This is a genomic window from Niallia sp. CD-39 (assembly GCF_059874745.1).
In genome coordinates this window covers 1,226,022-1,241,630 of sequence record NZ_JCBCPS010000001.1, presented here as the reverse complement: position 1 = coordinate 1,241,630, position 15,609 = coordinate 1,226,022, and the positions used below count along the sequence as shown (strand labels likewise).

The 15,609-nt window shown below is 38.8% G+C and carries 12 protein-coding genes, 1 pseudogene and 1 other annotated feature; of the genes and pseudogenes, 12 read left to right on the top strand and 1 reads right to left on the bottom strand.

Annotation, left to right across the window (positions count from 1 at the left end; all coding sequences use genetic code 11):
• Nucleotides 1–712: 712 nt before the first annotated feature.
• Nucleotides 713–1,564: a patatin-like phospholipase family protein gene (locus AC6F34_RS06320; protein WP_500770062.1), complete on the top strand. Its 852-nt coding sequence runs from the start codon at nucleotides 713–715 to the stop codon at nucleotides 1,562–1,564.
• A 48-nt stretch (nucleotides 1,565–1,612) separates the two neighbouring features.
• Here AC6F34_RS06320 and AC6F34_RS06315 read toward each other — a convergent pair whose 3' ends face one another.
• Nucleotides 1,613–1,744 (bottom strand): hypothetical protein, encoded by a 132-nt coding sequence (locus AC6F34_RS06315; RefSeq protein WP_500770060.1) that lies wholly within the window; start codon nucleotides 1,742–1,744, stop codon nucleotides 1,613–1,615.
• Between the two features lie 389 nt (nucleotides 1,745–2,133).
• Nucleotides 2,134–2,386, top strand: a binding site (T-box leader).
• A 66-nt stretch (nucleotides 2,387–2,452) separates the two neighbouring features.
• Here AC6F34_RS06315 and ilvB point away from each other — a divergent pair.
• The 11 genes and pseudogenes from ilvB (at nucleotide 2,453) to clpX (ending at nucleotide 15,357) form a co-directional block, all read left to right on the top strand.
• Nucleotides 2,453–4,177, top strand: a complete 1,725-nt coding sequence (ilvB, locus tag AC6F34_RS06310) for an acetolactate synthase large subunit (protein ID WP_500770058.1) — start codon at nucleotides 2,453–2,455, stop codon at nucleotides 4,175–4,177.
• Nucleotides 4,174–4,692 (top strand): acetolactate synthase small subunit, encoded by a 519-nt coding sequence (gene ilvN / locus AC6F34_RS06305; protein ID WP_500770056.1) that lies wholly within the window; start codon nucleotides 4,174–4,176, stop codon nucleotides 4,690–4,692. The genes ilvB and ilvN overlap by 4 nt, the downstream gene beginning before the upstream one ends.
• Nucleotides 4,693–4,727: 35 nt before the next feature.
• Nucleotides 4,728–5,753, top strand: a complete 1,026-nt coding sequence (gene ilvC / locus AC6F34_RS06300; RefSeq protein ID WP_500770053.1) for a ketol-acid reductoisomerase — start codon at nucleotides 4,728–4,730, stop codon at nucleotides 5,751–5,753.
• Nucleotides 5,740–7,284, top strand: a complete 1,545-nt coding sequence (locus tag AC6F34_RS06295; RefSeq protein WP_500770051.1) for a 2-isopropylmalate synthase — start codon at nucleotides 5,740–5,742, stop codon at nucleotides 7,282–7,284. Before ilvC ends, AC6F34_RS06295 begins: the two co-directional genes overlap by 14 nt.
• A 23-nt stretch (nucleotides 7,285–7,307) precedes the next feature.
• Nucleotides 7,308–8,420: a 3-isopropylmalate dehydrogenase gene (leuB, locus tag AC6F34_RS06290; protein ID WP_500770049.1), complete on the top strand. Its 1,113-nt coding sequence runs from the start codon at nucleotides 7,308–7,310 to the stop codon at nucleotides 8,418–8,420.
• Between the two features lie 70 nt (nucleotides 8,421–8,490).
• On the top strand, nucleotides 8,491–9,906 hold the full coding sequence (gene leuC / locus AC6F34_RS06285; RefSeq protein WP_500770047.1) for a 3-isopropylmalate dehydratase large subunit: 1,416 nt from the start codon (nucleotides 8,491–8,493) through the stop codon (nucleotides 9,904–9,906).
• 12 nt (nucleotides 9,907–9,918) lie between these two features.
• Entirely contained in the window at nucleotides 9,919–10,515 is a 597-nt protein-coding gene (gene leuD / locus AC6F34_RS06280) for a 3-isopropylmalate dehydratase small subunit (protein ID WP_500770045.1), read from the top strand.
• A 449-nt stretch (nucleotides 10,516–10,964) separates the two neighbouring features.
• On the top strand, nucleotides 10,965–11,972 hold the full coding sequence (locus AC6F34_RS06275; RefSeq protein WP_500770043.1) for a tetratricopeptide repeat protein: 1,008 nt from the start codon (nucleotides 10,965–10,967) through the stop codon (nucleotides 11,970–11,972).
• Nucleotides 11,973–12,088: 116 nt separating this feature from the next.
• The gene (gene tig, locus AC6F34_RS06270; protein ID WP_500770042.1) at nucleotides 12,089–13,375 is read left to right on the top strand and encodes a trigger factor; all 1,287 of its coding nucleotides are present in this window, start codon (nucleotides 12,089–12,091) and stop codon (nucleotides 13,373–13,375) included.
• Nucleotides 13,376–13,647: 272 nt separating this feature from the next.
• A pseudogene (locus AC6F34_RS06265) lies at nucleotides 13,648–13,806 on the top strand (ClpX C4-type zinc finger protein); the annotation flags it as partial.
• 285 nt (nucleotides 13,807–14,091) lie between these two features.
• Nucleotides 14,092–15,357, top strand: a complete 1,266-nt coding sequence (gene clpX / locus AC6F34_RS06260) for an ATP-dependent protease ATP-binding subunit ClpX (RefSeq protein WP_500770040.1) — start codon at nucleotides 14,092–14,094, stop codon at nucleotides 15,355–15,357.
• Nucleotides 15,358–15,609: the final 252 nt, after the last annotated feature.

The following is a 15,609-nucleotide window of genomic DNA, read 5'->3' as shown; positions in this document are numbered from 1 at the left end:
CAATCAATTCACCGTGCGAGAAGAAGCAGACATTGACAAAATCGGGAAAGCTATCGTACGTGAACTTATACAAGCGAGGGAGGCAGGGGCGTAATGGAATTTTGGTTGTCGTTTAATAATGGCGCTGAACGATTGCGCTTACCGGATGCGTGATATTCGGAAGTGCCTTCGGGCGCTTTCCGCTTTACATACGCTTGTGAGAGCGATTCTGGCGAAATTAACTTTAAATTTGCGTAGGATTGTCCGTTTATCTGCTTGTATATAATAGAAGAAAATGCTAAGATTTACTCAAACGGTCAGTTGAACGCTCAATGACCGATTCAACTAGCGCTAGGTATTACGAGTTTATAACGTCGAATATGACGGGTCGGGAGTTCGAATCTCTCCTGGGACGCCATTATTTACTACATACACTACCCATTAAACTCATTCCTTTTGGAATGGGTTTTTCTTTATGCTTATGGAGAAACAGTGCACAGCGGAAAAGATAATCTATACTTTATCCAATTTTTGTTATAATATAAGGAACCTTAGGCTAAGTATAATAGGGTGAACAGATTGCAGTTTCTATTAAAGACCTATAAAATAGATTGAATAAATTATTAAAATGATACGCGCAGTGCAGTGCTTGTAGCGCAAATGAGTAAAGTACAAAACATTCGAATTGGCTTAAACACATAGCTGATTGTTAAAAGGAAGGAGAACACAAACATTGGTAAAAACAGGTTTAGTGCTTGAAGGTGGAGGAAGTAGAGGCGTTTTTACAGCGGGCATTTTGAATGTACTCATGGAAGAAGAAATGTATTTGCCATATGTAATTGGTGTATCGGCTGGGGCATGTAGCGGATCTTCCTACATATCAAGACAAAAAGAACGAAACCGTGCAGTAAATCTCGATTTTCTAGATAATCCAGAATATTTGTCGTATCGGAACTACTTTAAAAAAAGAGAGTTATTTGGAATGGATTTTTTATTTGATCGGCTACCGAATGAGTTAGCACCATACGACTTTCAAACATATCATGCAGCAGAAGAGGAGTTTGTTGTAGGCACAACAGACTGCATAACAGGAGAATCGATTTACTATAAGAAATCTGAGTACCCAGAGGATTTATTAACAATCTTACGTGCATCAAGCTCCTTACCCTTCGTTGCACCGGTAGTGTCATTCGACAATCGCTCACTTATGGATGGAGGGATCTCGGACCCAATTCCAATCCGAAAGGCGATTGACGACGGATATAAGAAAAACATTGTGATTCTCACTCAGCAGCGCGACTATATGAAGAAACCGCAGTCGTTCGGCTGGTATATGAAGAGGAAATACAAAATGTATCCAGGTCTACTAAAGGCAGTTGAAAAACGACATGATGTATACAATGATACACTTGCGTTTATTCGAGAAGAAGAGAAGAAAGGCAATCTATTTGTAGTAAGCTCCGAAGAGCCTTTATTAGTTGGAAGAGTAGAACGGAATCGTGACAAGCTTTTGCATCTTTATGAGAATGGGCAAAAGCAGATGAAGCAGCTCATGCCAAGTCTAAGGGAATTTTTACAAGAATAGCAGAAAATGAGCCGTACAGTTCACTACGAATAGTACGGCTCTAAACGTTTACATACTCGTAATAATAGTGATAATTGATGCGATCGCTGCTACAGTAGCTACAAGAAATTGGGCCGGCAACTCAATATGAGTTTCTTTTCTTTTACCTGTACCATCCTCCTTAACAATGTAAACTTTCATCGTTAGACCTCCTAAAAAAATTGTGATCTTTCTGCCATTAGTATTTCCATAGCAAGGGTTGTCCTAGTAGGAAATGAGTAAAAAGAATATCGACAATGTCCGTTACAATCCGCCAAATTCTAAAAATGAAATCCAAATAATTAGGCTGTTGATTGGCGCTTTATTTGAGTTAGTCTCACAATTTTTTTCTTTTTTTTCAAAGTCAACACTGGTAAGCATGTAAGCGTATACAATTAAACTGATTAATCAAAATTATCAAATAATTCTCAAATTTACTGTTGACGTCTTCTTAAATTGGGCGTAAGATAGTCCTCAACAAAGCTTTTGCATAACAAAAATAAATAAACACCATGATTTGCAGTTGTTTTTTTTACATCAAAATTTAATGGTTTAAAGCGATGAAGAGGATAAGTAGGTTTATACAATGAGAATTAACAGAGAGCCGGAGGTGCTGGAAACCGGTAATTCTCGTATAAGTTGAACTCACCTCGGAGTGTGAGCCTGAACAGACTTTAGTAGGGCTTGCCGAGTGTTCATCACTCGTTATCAAAAGAAACAGTAATCATGCTGTTAGAGAGCACGCAAAATGCGTGAATTTGGGTGGTACCGTGGAATAGGTCATAAAGCCTTTTCATCCCTATGCCGACAGGCAATTTTTAGGGATGAAAGGGCTTTTTATATTGAAAAAATGAGGGAGGTTACCGTTGCATGTTGCAGGAAGCGGCATTGTCTGAAAGGGAAAGTGAAAGGAAGCAACCGCAGATTGGTGCAGATTTATTGTTAAAGGCGCTGGAGGATGAAAAGGTAGAAGTGATTTTTGGTTACCCAGGGGGGGCGGTGCTCCCAATCTATGATAAGATTTATCATTCGAAAATCTTACACGTCTTACCGAGACATGAACAAGGTGGAATTCATGCAGCTGAGGGGTATGCAAGAGTTTCAGGAAAGCCTGGCGTTGTCATCGCTACTTCTGGGCCAGGTGCAACGAATGTTGTGACAGGTTTGGCTGATGCGATGATGGACTCATTGCCTCTTGTAGTATTTACCGGGCAAGTTGCAACGGGTGTCATTGGATCGGATGCGTTTCAGGAAGCAGATGTCTTAGGGATTACAACACCAATAACAAAGTATAACTATCAAATTCGTAAGATTGAAGATATTCCAAGAGTTGTAAAGGAAGCCTTTTATATCGCTTCTAGTGGTCGACCAGGACCGGTATTAATTGATATTCCAAAAGATATTGCAGCAACTCCAGTCTTAAACGAGATAGCTGAACAAGAAATCCATCTTCCAGGATATCAGCCTACTACTCAACCAAATTATTTGCAAATCCGAAAACTAACTGAAGCGGTAAGTCGAGCGAAAATGCCTGTTATTTTAGCAGGAGCAGGAGTGATACATGCGAAGGCGTCAGCAGAATTGAGACAGTATGCAGAGCAGCAACAGATTCCAGTCATTCACACGTTACTCGGTCTTGGAGGGTTTCCAGCAGATCATTCACTAGCACTTGGATTAGCAGGAATGCATGGGTGTTACACAGCGAATATGGCTCTTTCAAAATGTGACTTGCTTATTAACATCGGTGCAAGATTTGATGATCGGCTAACAGGTAACTTAGACCACTTTGCACCAAAAGCGACTGTCGCTCATGTTGATATTGACCCAGCTGAGATTGGAAAAAATGTTCCAACAGCCATTCCAATAGTAGCAGATGCAAAGGAAGCCTTAATCCAAATGATTGCTCAATCTGGAAAACCGCCGACGCATATCGAGTGGATGAAAGCATTAAAGGGTTGGCAAGAGGAATATCCATACTTTTATGATCAAAAAAGTGAAAAGGTGAAGCCACAAAACGTGATGGAACTTGTTTATAAGCTTACAGATGGAGAAGCAATCGTAACGACAGACGTTGGGCAACATCAAATGTGGGCAGCTCAGTATTATCAGTTTAAGGAAGCAAACCGCTGGGTTACGTCAGGTGGACTTGGCACGATGGGCTTTGGTTTACCAGCTAGCATTGGTGCCCAAATTGCTAAACCCGATGCTCTAGTCATTGCTGTTTTAGGAGACGGTGGTTTTCAGATGTCTACACAAGAGCTAGGTGTGATTAGGGAGTTAAATTTACCGATAAAAATCATTATCTTAAACAATCGTTCACTTGGAATGGTAAGGCAGTGGCAACAGATTTTCTATGATGAGCGTTATTCACATAGTAAGTTTATGTCTCAGCCATCTTTTGTCAAACTAGCGGAAGCTTATGATATAAAAGGCATTACAATTTCTACAAAAGAACAAATGGAGAGAGAATTAAAAAGTGCGTTATTAAATAATGAACCAATGCTAATCGATCTTCATGTAGATGCGGATGAAAATGTATACCCAATGATTGCACCAGGAAAAGGGTTGCACGAAATGGTAGGTGTAAAGCCGTGAAAAGAGTCATCTGCTTAACTGTTTTAAATCGACCTGGTGTCTTAAATAGAATTACTAATTTGTTTTCTAAACGAAATTACAATATTGAAAGTATTTCAGTCGGGTTATCCGAACATGAGGGAATGAGCCGTATCACTTGTGTAATCCATGTTGATAATGAACAGGCAAGCGAACAAATTACGAAACAATTAAACAAGCAAATCGATGTCATAAAAGTAACTGATATATCGGATCAATCAATTGTGGCAAGAGAATTGGCTCTGATCAAGGTTCAATCATCTCCCCACACGAGAAATGAAATTTATTCATTGATTGAACCGTTTCGAGCGACAATTATCGATGTTAGCAAAGAAAGCTTAGCGATTCAAATTACAGGAGAATCAGAGAAAATTGAAGCGTTCATTGAGTTAATTAAACCATATGGAATTAAAGAATTGGCTCGTACTGGAACAACGGCTTTTGTTCGTGGTACACAACGAGCTGTGAATGGACAAAAGTCGATCTCGATTGTATAAACAATAAATTTGAACGTAAAAGGAGAATGATGAATATGGCGAAAATGTATTATAACGGGGATGCAAATGAGACTTACTTACAAGGAAAAAAGGTTGCAGTAATTGGATATGGCTCTCAAGGTCATGCTCATGCTCAGAATATGAGAGACAGTGGTGTAGAGGTTGTGATTGGACTCCGAAAAGGAAGGTCTTGGGACCAAGCGGAAGCAGATGGCTTTCAAGTTTATTCTGTGAGAGAAGCTACTGCCCAAGCAGACGTCGTCATGATTCTTTTACCAGATGAATTACAAACAAAAGTTTATAAAGAGGAAATTGAACCAAACTTAACGAATCAACCTATCCTTTTTGCACATGGATTTAATATTCACTTTAATCAAATCGTCCCACCGAAGGAAAGTGACGTATTGCTCGTTGCACCGAAGGGTCCAGGACATTTGGTTCGACGCACATATGAAGAAGGAGCTGGAGTACCTGCATTGTTTGCAGTTTATCAGGATGTTACGGGAGAAGCGAAGGAATTAGCACTTGCATACGCAAAAGCGATTGGTTCCTTAAGAGCAGGAGCTTTAGAAACAACATTTAAAGAAGAAACGGAAACCGATTTATTTGGGGAACAAGCTGTACTATGTGGAGGTTTAACTTCGCTCGTGAAAGCAGGCTTTGAAACGTTAACAGAAGCAGGCTATCAGCCAGAGCTCGCCTACTTCGAATGTTTGCATGAGTTAAAGCTTATCGTTGACTTAATGTACGAGGGTGGTCTTGAATATATGAGGTATTCGATTTCAGATACAGCACAATGGGGTGACTTCACGAGTGGACCAAGAGTTGTTGATGAAAGAGTGAAGGAAGAAATGAAAGCAGTGCTTAAAGACATTCAAGACGGAAAGTTTGCAAAAGGTTGGATTTTAGAAAACCAAGCAAATCGTCCTGTGTTTCATGCAGTGAATGAACGCGAAAAACAGCATCCTATTGAACAAGTTGGGAAAGAGTTACGTAAAATGATGCCGTTTGTCGTACCGAACACTAAGAAGAAAGAAGTGGTTGTGAGTGCAAACCATTAAAATATTCGATACAACTTTGCGTGACGGAGAGCAGTCAGCTGGGGTAAACTTAAATTTTTCTGAAAAAATAGAAATATCGAAGCAGCTAGAGCGGTTACATGTTGACATCATTGAGGCTGGGTTTCCTGCAGCGTCAAAAGGTGATTTTACCTCAGTCGAAGCAATTGCTAAAACGATAAAGCAATCATCCGTGACAGGACTAGCGAGAGCGGTATTAACTGATATTGATACGGCATGGGAAGCATTAAAAGCAGGTGAACAGCCTAGACTGCACACATTTTTAGCAACTTCACCAATCCATAGACAATTCAAATTAAAAATGACGAAAGAACAAGTGATTGAAACTGCAGTTGCATCTGTAACGCATGCAGCAAAGAAATTTCCGTTGATTCAATGGTCAGCAGAAGATGCATCAAGAACGGAGCTTCCTTTCTTAGCGGAAATTGTTGAGAAAGTTATCCAAGCAGGAGCCAGAATAATAAACATTCCAGATACAGTTGGGTATGGGACACCAGCTGAATACGGAGCGATCTTCAACTACTTGCGAGAACACGTTCCTTCTATTGATAAAGTTTCACTTTCTACTCATTGCCACGATGATCTCGGCATGGCGATTGCGAACTCCTTAGCTGCGATTGAAAACGGTGCGACACAAGTCGAAGGGACGATTAATGGAATTGGTGAACGAGCAGGAAATGCATCACTTGAAGAACTTGCAGTAGCTTTGCATATTCGCAAAGATTTTTATGGAGCAAAAACGAATCTTAAACTAGATGAAATTAGCCGAACGAGCAATCTCGTAAGCAAGTTAACAGGAATGGTCGTTCCAGCGAATAAAGCTGTAGTTGGTCGTAATGCATATGCACATGAATCAGGCATTCATCAAGACGGAGTCTTAAAGGAAAAAACAACTTATGAAATCATCTCTCCTGAATTGGTAGGCTACCAGTCGAATTCAATGGTTTTAGGCAAACATTCTGGAAGGCATGCATTTAAAAATCGCTTACATGAGCTTGGTTTTGTCATTCAAGAAGAAGAGATTCATCAGTTATTTATGATTTTTAAAGATTTAGCAGATCGCAAAAAGGAAATGACAGATGATGATTTAGTCGCCATTGTCTTAGAAGAAAAGATGTCAAAGGATCAACGCTATTACGAGTTAATTCAGATTCAAGTGCAATACGGAACAAATAATGTCCCGACAGCAACGGTCACATTATCAGGTCGTTCCAATGAATTGATCCAAGAGGCAGGTACTGGAGCTGGAAGCATCGAGGCACTTTATAACACATTAGAAAAATGCATCAATGGAAAAGCGAACTTGCTCGATTACCGTATTCAATCTGTTGGAGCGGGTAGAGATGCACTTGCTCAAGTGTATGTTGGCTTGAATTACGAGGGTGTGGAGACAAGTGGAAGGGGCCTTGCTCAAGATGTACTAGAAGCTTCGGCAAAAGCATATTTAAATGCAGTGAATCGCATCTTTTATACAACTAATAAAAATAGTGAATTTGTGCATCAATCATCATAATAAAAAAATTCGGAGGGATAAAAATGGAAAAGCGTATCGCGGTACTACCAGGTGATGGCATTGGCAAAGAGGTTGCGCATGGGGCTGTTGAAATTCTCCAAGCTGTTGGGGAACGATTTGGGCATGTATTCACATTTGTGTATGGTGAGATTGGTGGATCTTCGATTGACAAATTTGGAACCCCTTTAACAGATGAAACAATTGAACTTTGCAAAAAAAGCGATGCGATTTTACTTGGGGCTGTAGGTGGACCAAAATGGGATCAAAACCTACAGCATTTGAAGCCAGAGCGAGGCTTGTTGAAAATTCGTAAAGAATTAAATTTATATGCGAATCTACGACCAACACATTATTATGAAAGCTTAGCTGAAAATTCTCCACTCCGTAAAGAGTACATTGAGGACGTGGACTTGTTAATGGTACGAGAATTAACCGGTGGCTTATATTTTGGGAAGCCTAGTGAACGCAAGAGTCATAATGGAGAGGATGTAGTCGTTGATACACTTTATTATGAAAAGACAGAAATGGAAAGAGTTTTAAAGCTGTCTTTTGAACTTGCGCGCAATCGATCGAGGAAAGTGACATCCATTGATAAAGCAAATGTTTTAGAATCCAGTAGGCTATGGAGAGAGGTAGCAGAGGATGTTTCTATCCAATATCCAGATGTTGTGCTTGAGCATATGCTTGTTGATAATGCAGCGATGCAAATCGTGAAAAATCCGAAGCAATTTGATGTGATTGTAACAGAAAATATGTTTGGAGATATTTTAAGTGACGAAGCATCCGTATTGACTGGCTCGTTAGGAATGCTACCTTCAGCCAGTATTTCAGTAGATGGACCATATTTATATGAACCAATTCATGGATCTGCACCAGATATTGCAGGGAAGAATAGTGCAAACCCATTAGCAATGATCTTATCTGCAGCGATGATGCTACGACTTTCCTTTGGGCTTGAAGAGGAAGCACTTGAAGTGGAAAAAGCAGTAACCCAAGTTCTTGATGCGGGTTTTAGAACAAAAGATATTGCCTATTTTGGAAAGACGACCGTATCCACTGATGAAATGGTTCAAGAAGTCAAAGGCATGCTGTTGGATTCAGAAGCGATTATCCACATCATGAGTGCGTATGCGTAATAGCAACAAGTGAGGATGTCGACTAATCGGCATCTTTTCTACTAAATAAATAGTCGAGAGGAGATTGATGATGGGAAGGTCTATTATCGAAAAAATTTGGGATCAACATATTGTTCACCAAGAAGAAGGGAAACCAGATTTATTATACATTGACTTACACTTAGTCCATGAAGTAACTTCACCTCAAGCCTTTTCAGGATTAAGAATGAAAAATCGAAAAGTGCGACGACCAGATAAAACGTTTGCAACAGTCGATCATAACATTCCGACCGATAATCGCTATGATATTCAAGATAGAGTCGCCCTGACTCAAATGACTACATTAGAAAAGAATTGTCATGAGTTCGGCATCACTTTAGCTGGAATCGATAGTCCTGATCAAGGCATCGTTCATGTCATCGGACCAGAGCTTGGTTTAACACAGCCAGGAAAAACCATTGTATGTGGAGATAGCCATACATCGACTCATGGTGCTTTTGGGGCCATTGCTTTTGGGATTGGAACGAGTGAGGTAGAACATGTTCTTGCCACACAAACCATTTGGCGTACAAAGCCTAAAACCTTAAAAATTGATATTAATGGCAAGTTAGAGCAAGGCGTAACGGCTAAGGATGTCATTTTATACATTTTAGCTACATATGGCTTTGATTTTGGAACAGGACATATTATTGAATATGCTGGAGAAGTAATCAGAAATATGTCTATGGATGAGCGGATGACGGTTTGTAATATGTCAATTGAGGGTGGTGCGAGAGCAGGACTAGTCAGTCCAGACGAAACAACTTTTTCCTATTTAAAAGGAAGAAGGCATGTACCATCAGGTAAGGAATTTGCAAGTATCGTAGACCAATGGAAAGCGATGGCTTCTGACTTTGATGCAACGTATGATCGTGTCATTCGTATCGAAGCAGGTGATATTGGACCAATGGTTAGCTGGGGGACGAATCCGGCAATGACATCAAAGGTAACAGATACCATCCCAACAACCGCTAATTTCCAAACTGAACAAGAGAAGAAGTCATTCGTTGCAGCATTACAATATATGGGTTTAGAAGAAGGGCAGCGAATTGAGGATATTAATATTCAACATGTCTTTATTGGATCATGTACGAACTCACGCTTAGAGGATCTGCGCCAAGCAAGTGATATTGTTAAGGGCCATAAAGTCCATCCTAAAGTACGAGCACTCGTAGTTCCTGGTTCACAACACGTGAAAAAAAGAGCAGAAGAAGAAGGGTTACATGAAATCTTCATAGAGGCAGGGTTTGAATGGAGAGATTCGGGGTGTAGCATGTGCTTGAGTATGAATAATGACATTGTTCCGAGTGGAGAGCATTGTGCATCAACATCTAATCGGAACTTTGAGGGGCGACAAGGTAGTGGAGCAAGGACGCATTTAGTAAGTCCTATTATGGCTGCAGCAGCGGCTATACATGGAAGAATTTTTGATGTAACAAACATGTTGAAGCCCCAATCCGTTCAGTAAGGAGGACATAGCATGGCTGGAATAAATAGAATAGAAGCAAAAGCAGTGGCATTTAATCGTATAAATGTAGACACTGATCAAATCATTCCAAAACAATTTTTAAAAAGAATAGAGAAGACAGGATTTGGCCCTTATTTATTTTACGATTGGAGGTTTAAGGCGGACGGGTCACCAAATCCTGACTTTGAGTTTAATCAACCTAAAAATCAAGGATCAGGAATTATGATTACAAATGATAATTTTGGGTGTGGCTCAAGCCGTGAACACGCTCCTTGGGCATTACTGGACTATGGGTTTAAAGCAATTATCGCTCCATCATTTGCAGATATCTTTCATCAAAACTGTTTGAAGAATGGTTTATTGCCAATTGTTCTTGATAAGAAACAGGTAGAATGGCTTTTAGAAGAGGCCGCGAAGGAGAGCTTGTTTTTAATTATTGATATTGAGAACGAAACCATCTCTAATGGAGACATATTTCAAACTTCATTTAAGATTGACTCTTATTGGAAAAAGATGCTTATTAACGGATGGGACGAAATTGAGATCACCCTTCAATTAGATGATAAAATTGGGGAATTTGAAAAAGGAAAACCATTCATTTCTATATAACATTGGTTGGCTTTTAGCAGGTACATGATTTACAAGCCTAAAGCGTAGACAAAGTCGAGAATCGACTTTGTCTATTTTTTAAAGATAAGTAAGCATATCATTTCGTTATAAAAAGATGAAATATGATGCTCTTTCTATTCAGCGTTAAGTTACCTGTGTATAATTCTTCGATTAGTAGGGAGGCTGTGACTCCTTGAAAATGCTCTGTATATTCTACGTGCGAGGCAATTCGAATATTATTCCTTGCCCTGCGGGAATAGAATGACATGTGAAGCGTAAGTCGAACACTAGAAACAATGCTGCTTACGACATTTTCGCTAAATCGTCCACTCGAAGGGATTATCGAAGATGCTTTCATATAAGTATTGAGGAACTTTATATAATTTTTGTTTTTTAAGAAAGCACATGCTACACTTACTGCAAACGTTAATGTAAAGGGACGAATGGTTATGGGGAGACGAGATCAGCCAAACAAAAAAGATAATGTTATTAACTTCCCAGGTGTCGAAACTAGATACTTAGAGGAAGGAATGGCTCATATTCAAGCAAAGAACTTCGAAGAAGCCATGCAACTATTTGAAAGCGGCTTAGAAGTAAATCCAAGCCATCGAGAATTGAATGTTGGCTTAGCGTTAGCATATTTTGAAACAGGGAAGCTGCAACAAGCAAAAGAACAATTGAAGCAGATGCTGACGAATCAGCTAGGAGATTATCTCGAATTGATGGATATGTACATTATGATCCTCGTTCAGCTTGGTGAATATGAAGAAGTAACAACGATTATCGAAGTGTTATTAGAAGAAGGCAATATTCCGAGTAGCCAGCTAGAGCATTTTAGTAAGATGCTAGATTTTAGCCGAAGGATGGAGAATAACACTTCTCAAAATGTAGTGAAGGAAGAAGAGCAAGAAATTGATTTTTCGACAGTAAAAGAACAAAATGAGCAAATTCAAATTGCGTCGATGCTGTCCAAGTCAAATATTGCACGTCAGCTTGGTCAAATCATTGAATACCTTCAAGACGAAGAAGGTTCTCTGTTTTTTAAAACGCTTTTGCTAAATGTATTGCAAGAGCATCACTATAATGAAGAGATTATAGTCAATAAAGTTGGCCGGAAGCTAGAAGTGATCCCATTAGAGCTTCCTCCTTTTCCGCACATACCACAAATGCAAGCACTGGTCGCTGAATTAGAAAGCAAGCTGTCTCACGAAGATCCTGTTAGCTATGAGATCGTTCTTGAGATGGTCAAGCGACACTATTTTTATCTATACCCATTTACAAGTTATAAAGAGACCGAAGCATTAGCTGCTGCCTATCATGCCATTGTTTATCTTTATCAAGGCAGGGAAATAGTAGATGAAGAAATTGCCTCGAAATATAGAGCTTCGCTTAACGAATATGAGGCAGCAATTAAAGAAGTGAGATGGTTAGAAGAAATTTCTTCAGTTAAAATATAGTCTCAATCTTGAAAGCTTGTATTCCTATGTTATAATATAATGGTTGTATTATGTGAAAAGGTATCATTTAACAAAATGAATGAAATGACAATAGATTTTTGGAGGGAAATATACGTATGTCTGCTAAGTTTGAGAAGTTAGAAGGGAACGAAGGCGTTCTTACAATTGAAGTAGATGCAGAAAAAGTAAACGAAGGTTTAGATGCTGCATTTAAAAAAGTAGTTAAACAAATTAATGTACCAGGTTTCCGTAAAGGGAAAATGCCACGTGGCATGTTCGAAAAGCGTTTCGGTGTGGAATCATTATACCAAGATGCTGTAGATTATTTATTACCAGAAGCATATGCAAATGCAATTGATGAAACAGGAATCGAGCCTGTTGATCGTCCTGAAATCGATGTTGAACAAATCGAGCAAGGAAAAGCATTAATTTTCACAGCTAAAGTTACTGTAAAACCTGAAGTAAAATTAGGCGAATACAAAGGAATTGAAATTGAAAAATTTGATACTGATGTAACAGATGAAGAAGTAGAGAACGAAATCAAAGCATTGCAAGAAAAACAAGCTGAGCTTGTAGTGAAAGAAAGTGGAGCTGCTGAAAACGGCGATACTGTAGTAATGGACTTTGAAGGCTTTGTTGATGGCGAAGCATTCGAAGGTGGAAAAGCGGATAACTATTCATTAGAGCTTGGTTCTGGACAATTCATTCCAGGATTTGAAGAGCAAATTGTAGGTGTTTCTACTGGTGAATCTAAGGATGTTGAAGTAACATTCCCAGAAGAGTACCACGCTGCAGAGCTTGCTGGAAAAGCAGCTACATTCAAAGTAACTCTACATGAAATTAAAACAAAAGAACTTCCTGAGTTAAACGATGAGTTTGCAAAAGATGCAGATGAAGAAGTTGAAACACTTGAAGCTTTAAGAACAAAAACAAGAGAAAAATTAGAGCACAGCAAAAAGCATGAAGCTGAGCACTTTGTACAAGATACAGTTGTCCAAAAAGCTGCAGAACAAGCTGAAATGGAAATTCCTTCAGCAATGGTTGATACAGAAACAGATCGTATGCTACAAGAATTTGAGCAACGTCTATCTATGCAAGGAATGAACTTAGAGCTTTACTTCCAATTCTCAGGTCAAGATGAGGCTGCATTACGCGAGCAGATGAGTACGGATGCAGAAAAACGCGTACGCATTAACTTAACTGTTGAAGCAATTGCAAATGCTGAAAACATCGAAGTAACTGAAGAAGATGTAAATGCAGAAGTTGAAAAAATGGCTGAAATGTACAACATGGAAGCTGACGCAATCAAGTCTGCTTTAGGTGGAAGCTTCGACAACGTAAAATCAGACTTAAAAATGAAAAAAGCAATCGATTTCCTTGTGGAAAACAGCAAAACTGTATAATATAATAAGTGAAACAAGGCGCGATTTCATCGTGCCTTGTTTTATACCATCAAAGTAAGTACATAGATAGTAAGAAGCAGGCGTTTTAATAAATCCCTACACTTTTTATTTAACAATACGGCATCTAGATAGGGATAGGTCATGAGCATTCCTCGACTAAGGATGTGATACATTCCATAATTGTTTGATCGTAATTCTTTAAATGTCTACCTTGCTTAGCAAGTTCTTAAGTCAATAAAAAGAATGAGTTTAATTAAGGGAGGAGATTATACATGTTTAAAACTGACGGTGAAGGAAGACAACTGAAATGTTCTTTTTGTAGTAAAAATGAGGAGCAAGTACGAAAGTTAGTTGCCGGACCAGGTGTTTATATATGTGATGAATGTGTCGAGCTATGTATGGGGATTGTAAAGAGTGAGCTTGGGAACAAGTAAATTTTAGTTTAAGTTAGATTATACCCTATAACTACTTATGGAATGAACAGTATTTGGTTAAGCTTAAGGGAGTACATATTGATTTTTGTATGGAATGAATCATATTTTAAAAGTAAACATACATATATAGATTGAAACGAAGCGTAATATTTCCTATTTACTGGATGAGTGTGATACAATGCAATACATAATTGTTTTAAAAGAAGTCTTATAGGCTTACTTTGATTTTGATGACGATTCGTTTCCATACATGAGAATGTTTTCATTTAAGGGGTGAAGGATTTGTTTAAGTTTAATGATGAAAAAGGGCAATTAAAATGTTCTTTTTGTGGAAAAACACAGGAGCAAGTACGAAAGTTAGTTGCTGGACCAGGTGTTTATATATGTGATGAGTGTATTGAACTTTGCACTGAAATTGTTGAGGAAGAGTTAGGTACAGAAGAAGAAGTAGAATTCAAAGATGTACCAAAGCCAGCTGAAATCCGTGATATTTTGAACGAATATGTTATTGGTCAGGACCAAGCAAAAAAATCCCTAGCAGTTGCTGTGTATAATCATTACAAGCGTATCAACTCGAATAGTAAGATTGATGAAGTTGAATTAGCAAAGAGTAACATTGCAATGATTGGACCAACTGGTAGTGGGAAAACGTTACTAGCCCAAACGCTTGCACGTATATTAAATGTTCCGTTTGCAATTGCAGATGCAACGTCTTTAACTGAAGCGGGGTATGTTGGTGAAGATGTAGAAAACATCTTACTAAAACTGATTCAGGCTGCAGACTATGATGTAGAGAAAGCTGAAAAAGGAATTATTTATATCGATGAGATTGATAAAGTAGCGAGAAAATCTGAGAACCCATCGATCACAAGAGATGTATCAGGTGAAGGTGTTCAGCAAGCTCTCTTGAAAATTCTTGAAGGTACGGTTGCTAGCGTGCCTCCTCAAGGAGGAAGAAAGCATCCGCACCAAGAATTTATTCAAATCGATACGACAAATATCCTATTTATCTGTGGTGGTGCATTTGACGGAATTGAACAGATCATCAAACGCCGTTTAGGTCAAAAGGTGATTGGGTTTGGCTCTGATAACAAAAAGGCAGACATCGAAGAGAAGGACTTGCTTGCAAAAGTACTTCCAGAGGATTTATTAAGGTTCGGATTAATTCCAGAATTCATCGGTCGTCTACCAGTAATCGCAAGTTTAAATCAATTAGACGAAGAAGCATTAATTGAAATTTTAACAAAGCCAAAGAACGCTCTTGTTAAGCAATATCAAAAGATGCTTGAACTAGATGATGTTGAGCTCGATTTCGAAGAAGGAGCGCTAAAAGAAATCGCGAAAAAAGCGATTGAACGTAAAACAGGTGCTCGTGGCTTAAGATCTATTATTGAAGGCATTATGCTTGATGTAATGTTTGATCTACCTTCACGTGATGATATTAAGAAATGCATCATTACGGATGAAACGGTTGCATCGTCTGCTGCGCCTAAGCTGCTTCTTGAAGACGGAACGGTTATTGATAAAGAACGTAAAACATCTGCATAATTTTATAATGAAAACACTCTTAAGTCGAGCTTGAGAGTGTTTTTTTATAAGGATGTTACAGATAATTGAAAAACAATTGCAGGCACAGTAGCCACCATGAACAATGGGTTCTAGTCGGATCTTCATAGAAGTTACATGCCTCGCCTAAAAGTCTTTTTCATTTATTCTCTGTTATTAAAAGTTTCTTAGAAAACATGTAACTAAAAATCTAATCTGCTTTTTTCTGATCAACTGATTTCCTTCTTTTGTCTG

Excerpts from the sequence above, each read along its gene's own strand:
- AC6F34_RS06315 (WP_500770060.1), bottom strand. The coding sequence starts at position 1,744 with ATGAAAGTTTACATTGTTAAGGAGGATGGTACAGGTAAAAGAAAAGAA.
- ilvB (WP_500770058.1), top strand. The coding sequence starts at position 2,453 with ATGTTGCAGGAAGCGGCATTGTCTGAAAGGGAAAGTGAAAGGAAGCAA.
- ilvC (WP_500770053.1), top strand. The coding sequence starts at position 4,728 with ATGGCGAAAATGTATTATAACGGGGATGCAAATGAGACTTACTTACAA.
- leuB (WP_500770049.1), top strand. The coding sequence starts at position 7,308 with ATGGAAAAGCGTATCGCGGTACTACCAGGTGATGGCATTGGCAAAGAG.
- leuC (WP_500770047.1), top strand. The coding sequence starts at position 8,491 with ATGGGAAGGTCTATTATCGAAAAAATTTGGGATCAACATATTGTTCAC.
- leuD (WP_500770045.1), top strand. The coding sequence starts at position 9,919 with ATGGCTGGAATAAATAGAATAGAAGCAAAAGCAGTGGCATTTAATCGT.
- AC6F34_RS06275 (WP_500770043.1), top strand. The coding sequence starts at position 10,965 with ATGGGGAGACGAGATCAGCCAAACAAAAAAGATAATGTTATTAACTTC.
- tig (WP_500770042.1), top strand. The coding sequence starts at position 12,089 with ATGTCTGCTAAGTTTGAGAAGTTAGAAGGGAACGAAGGCGTTCTTACA.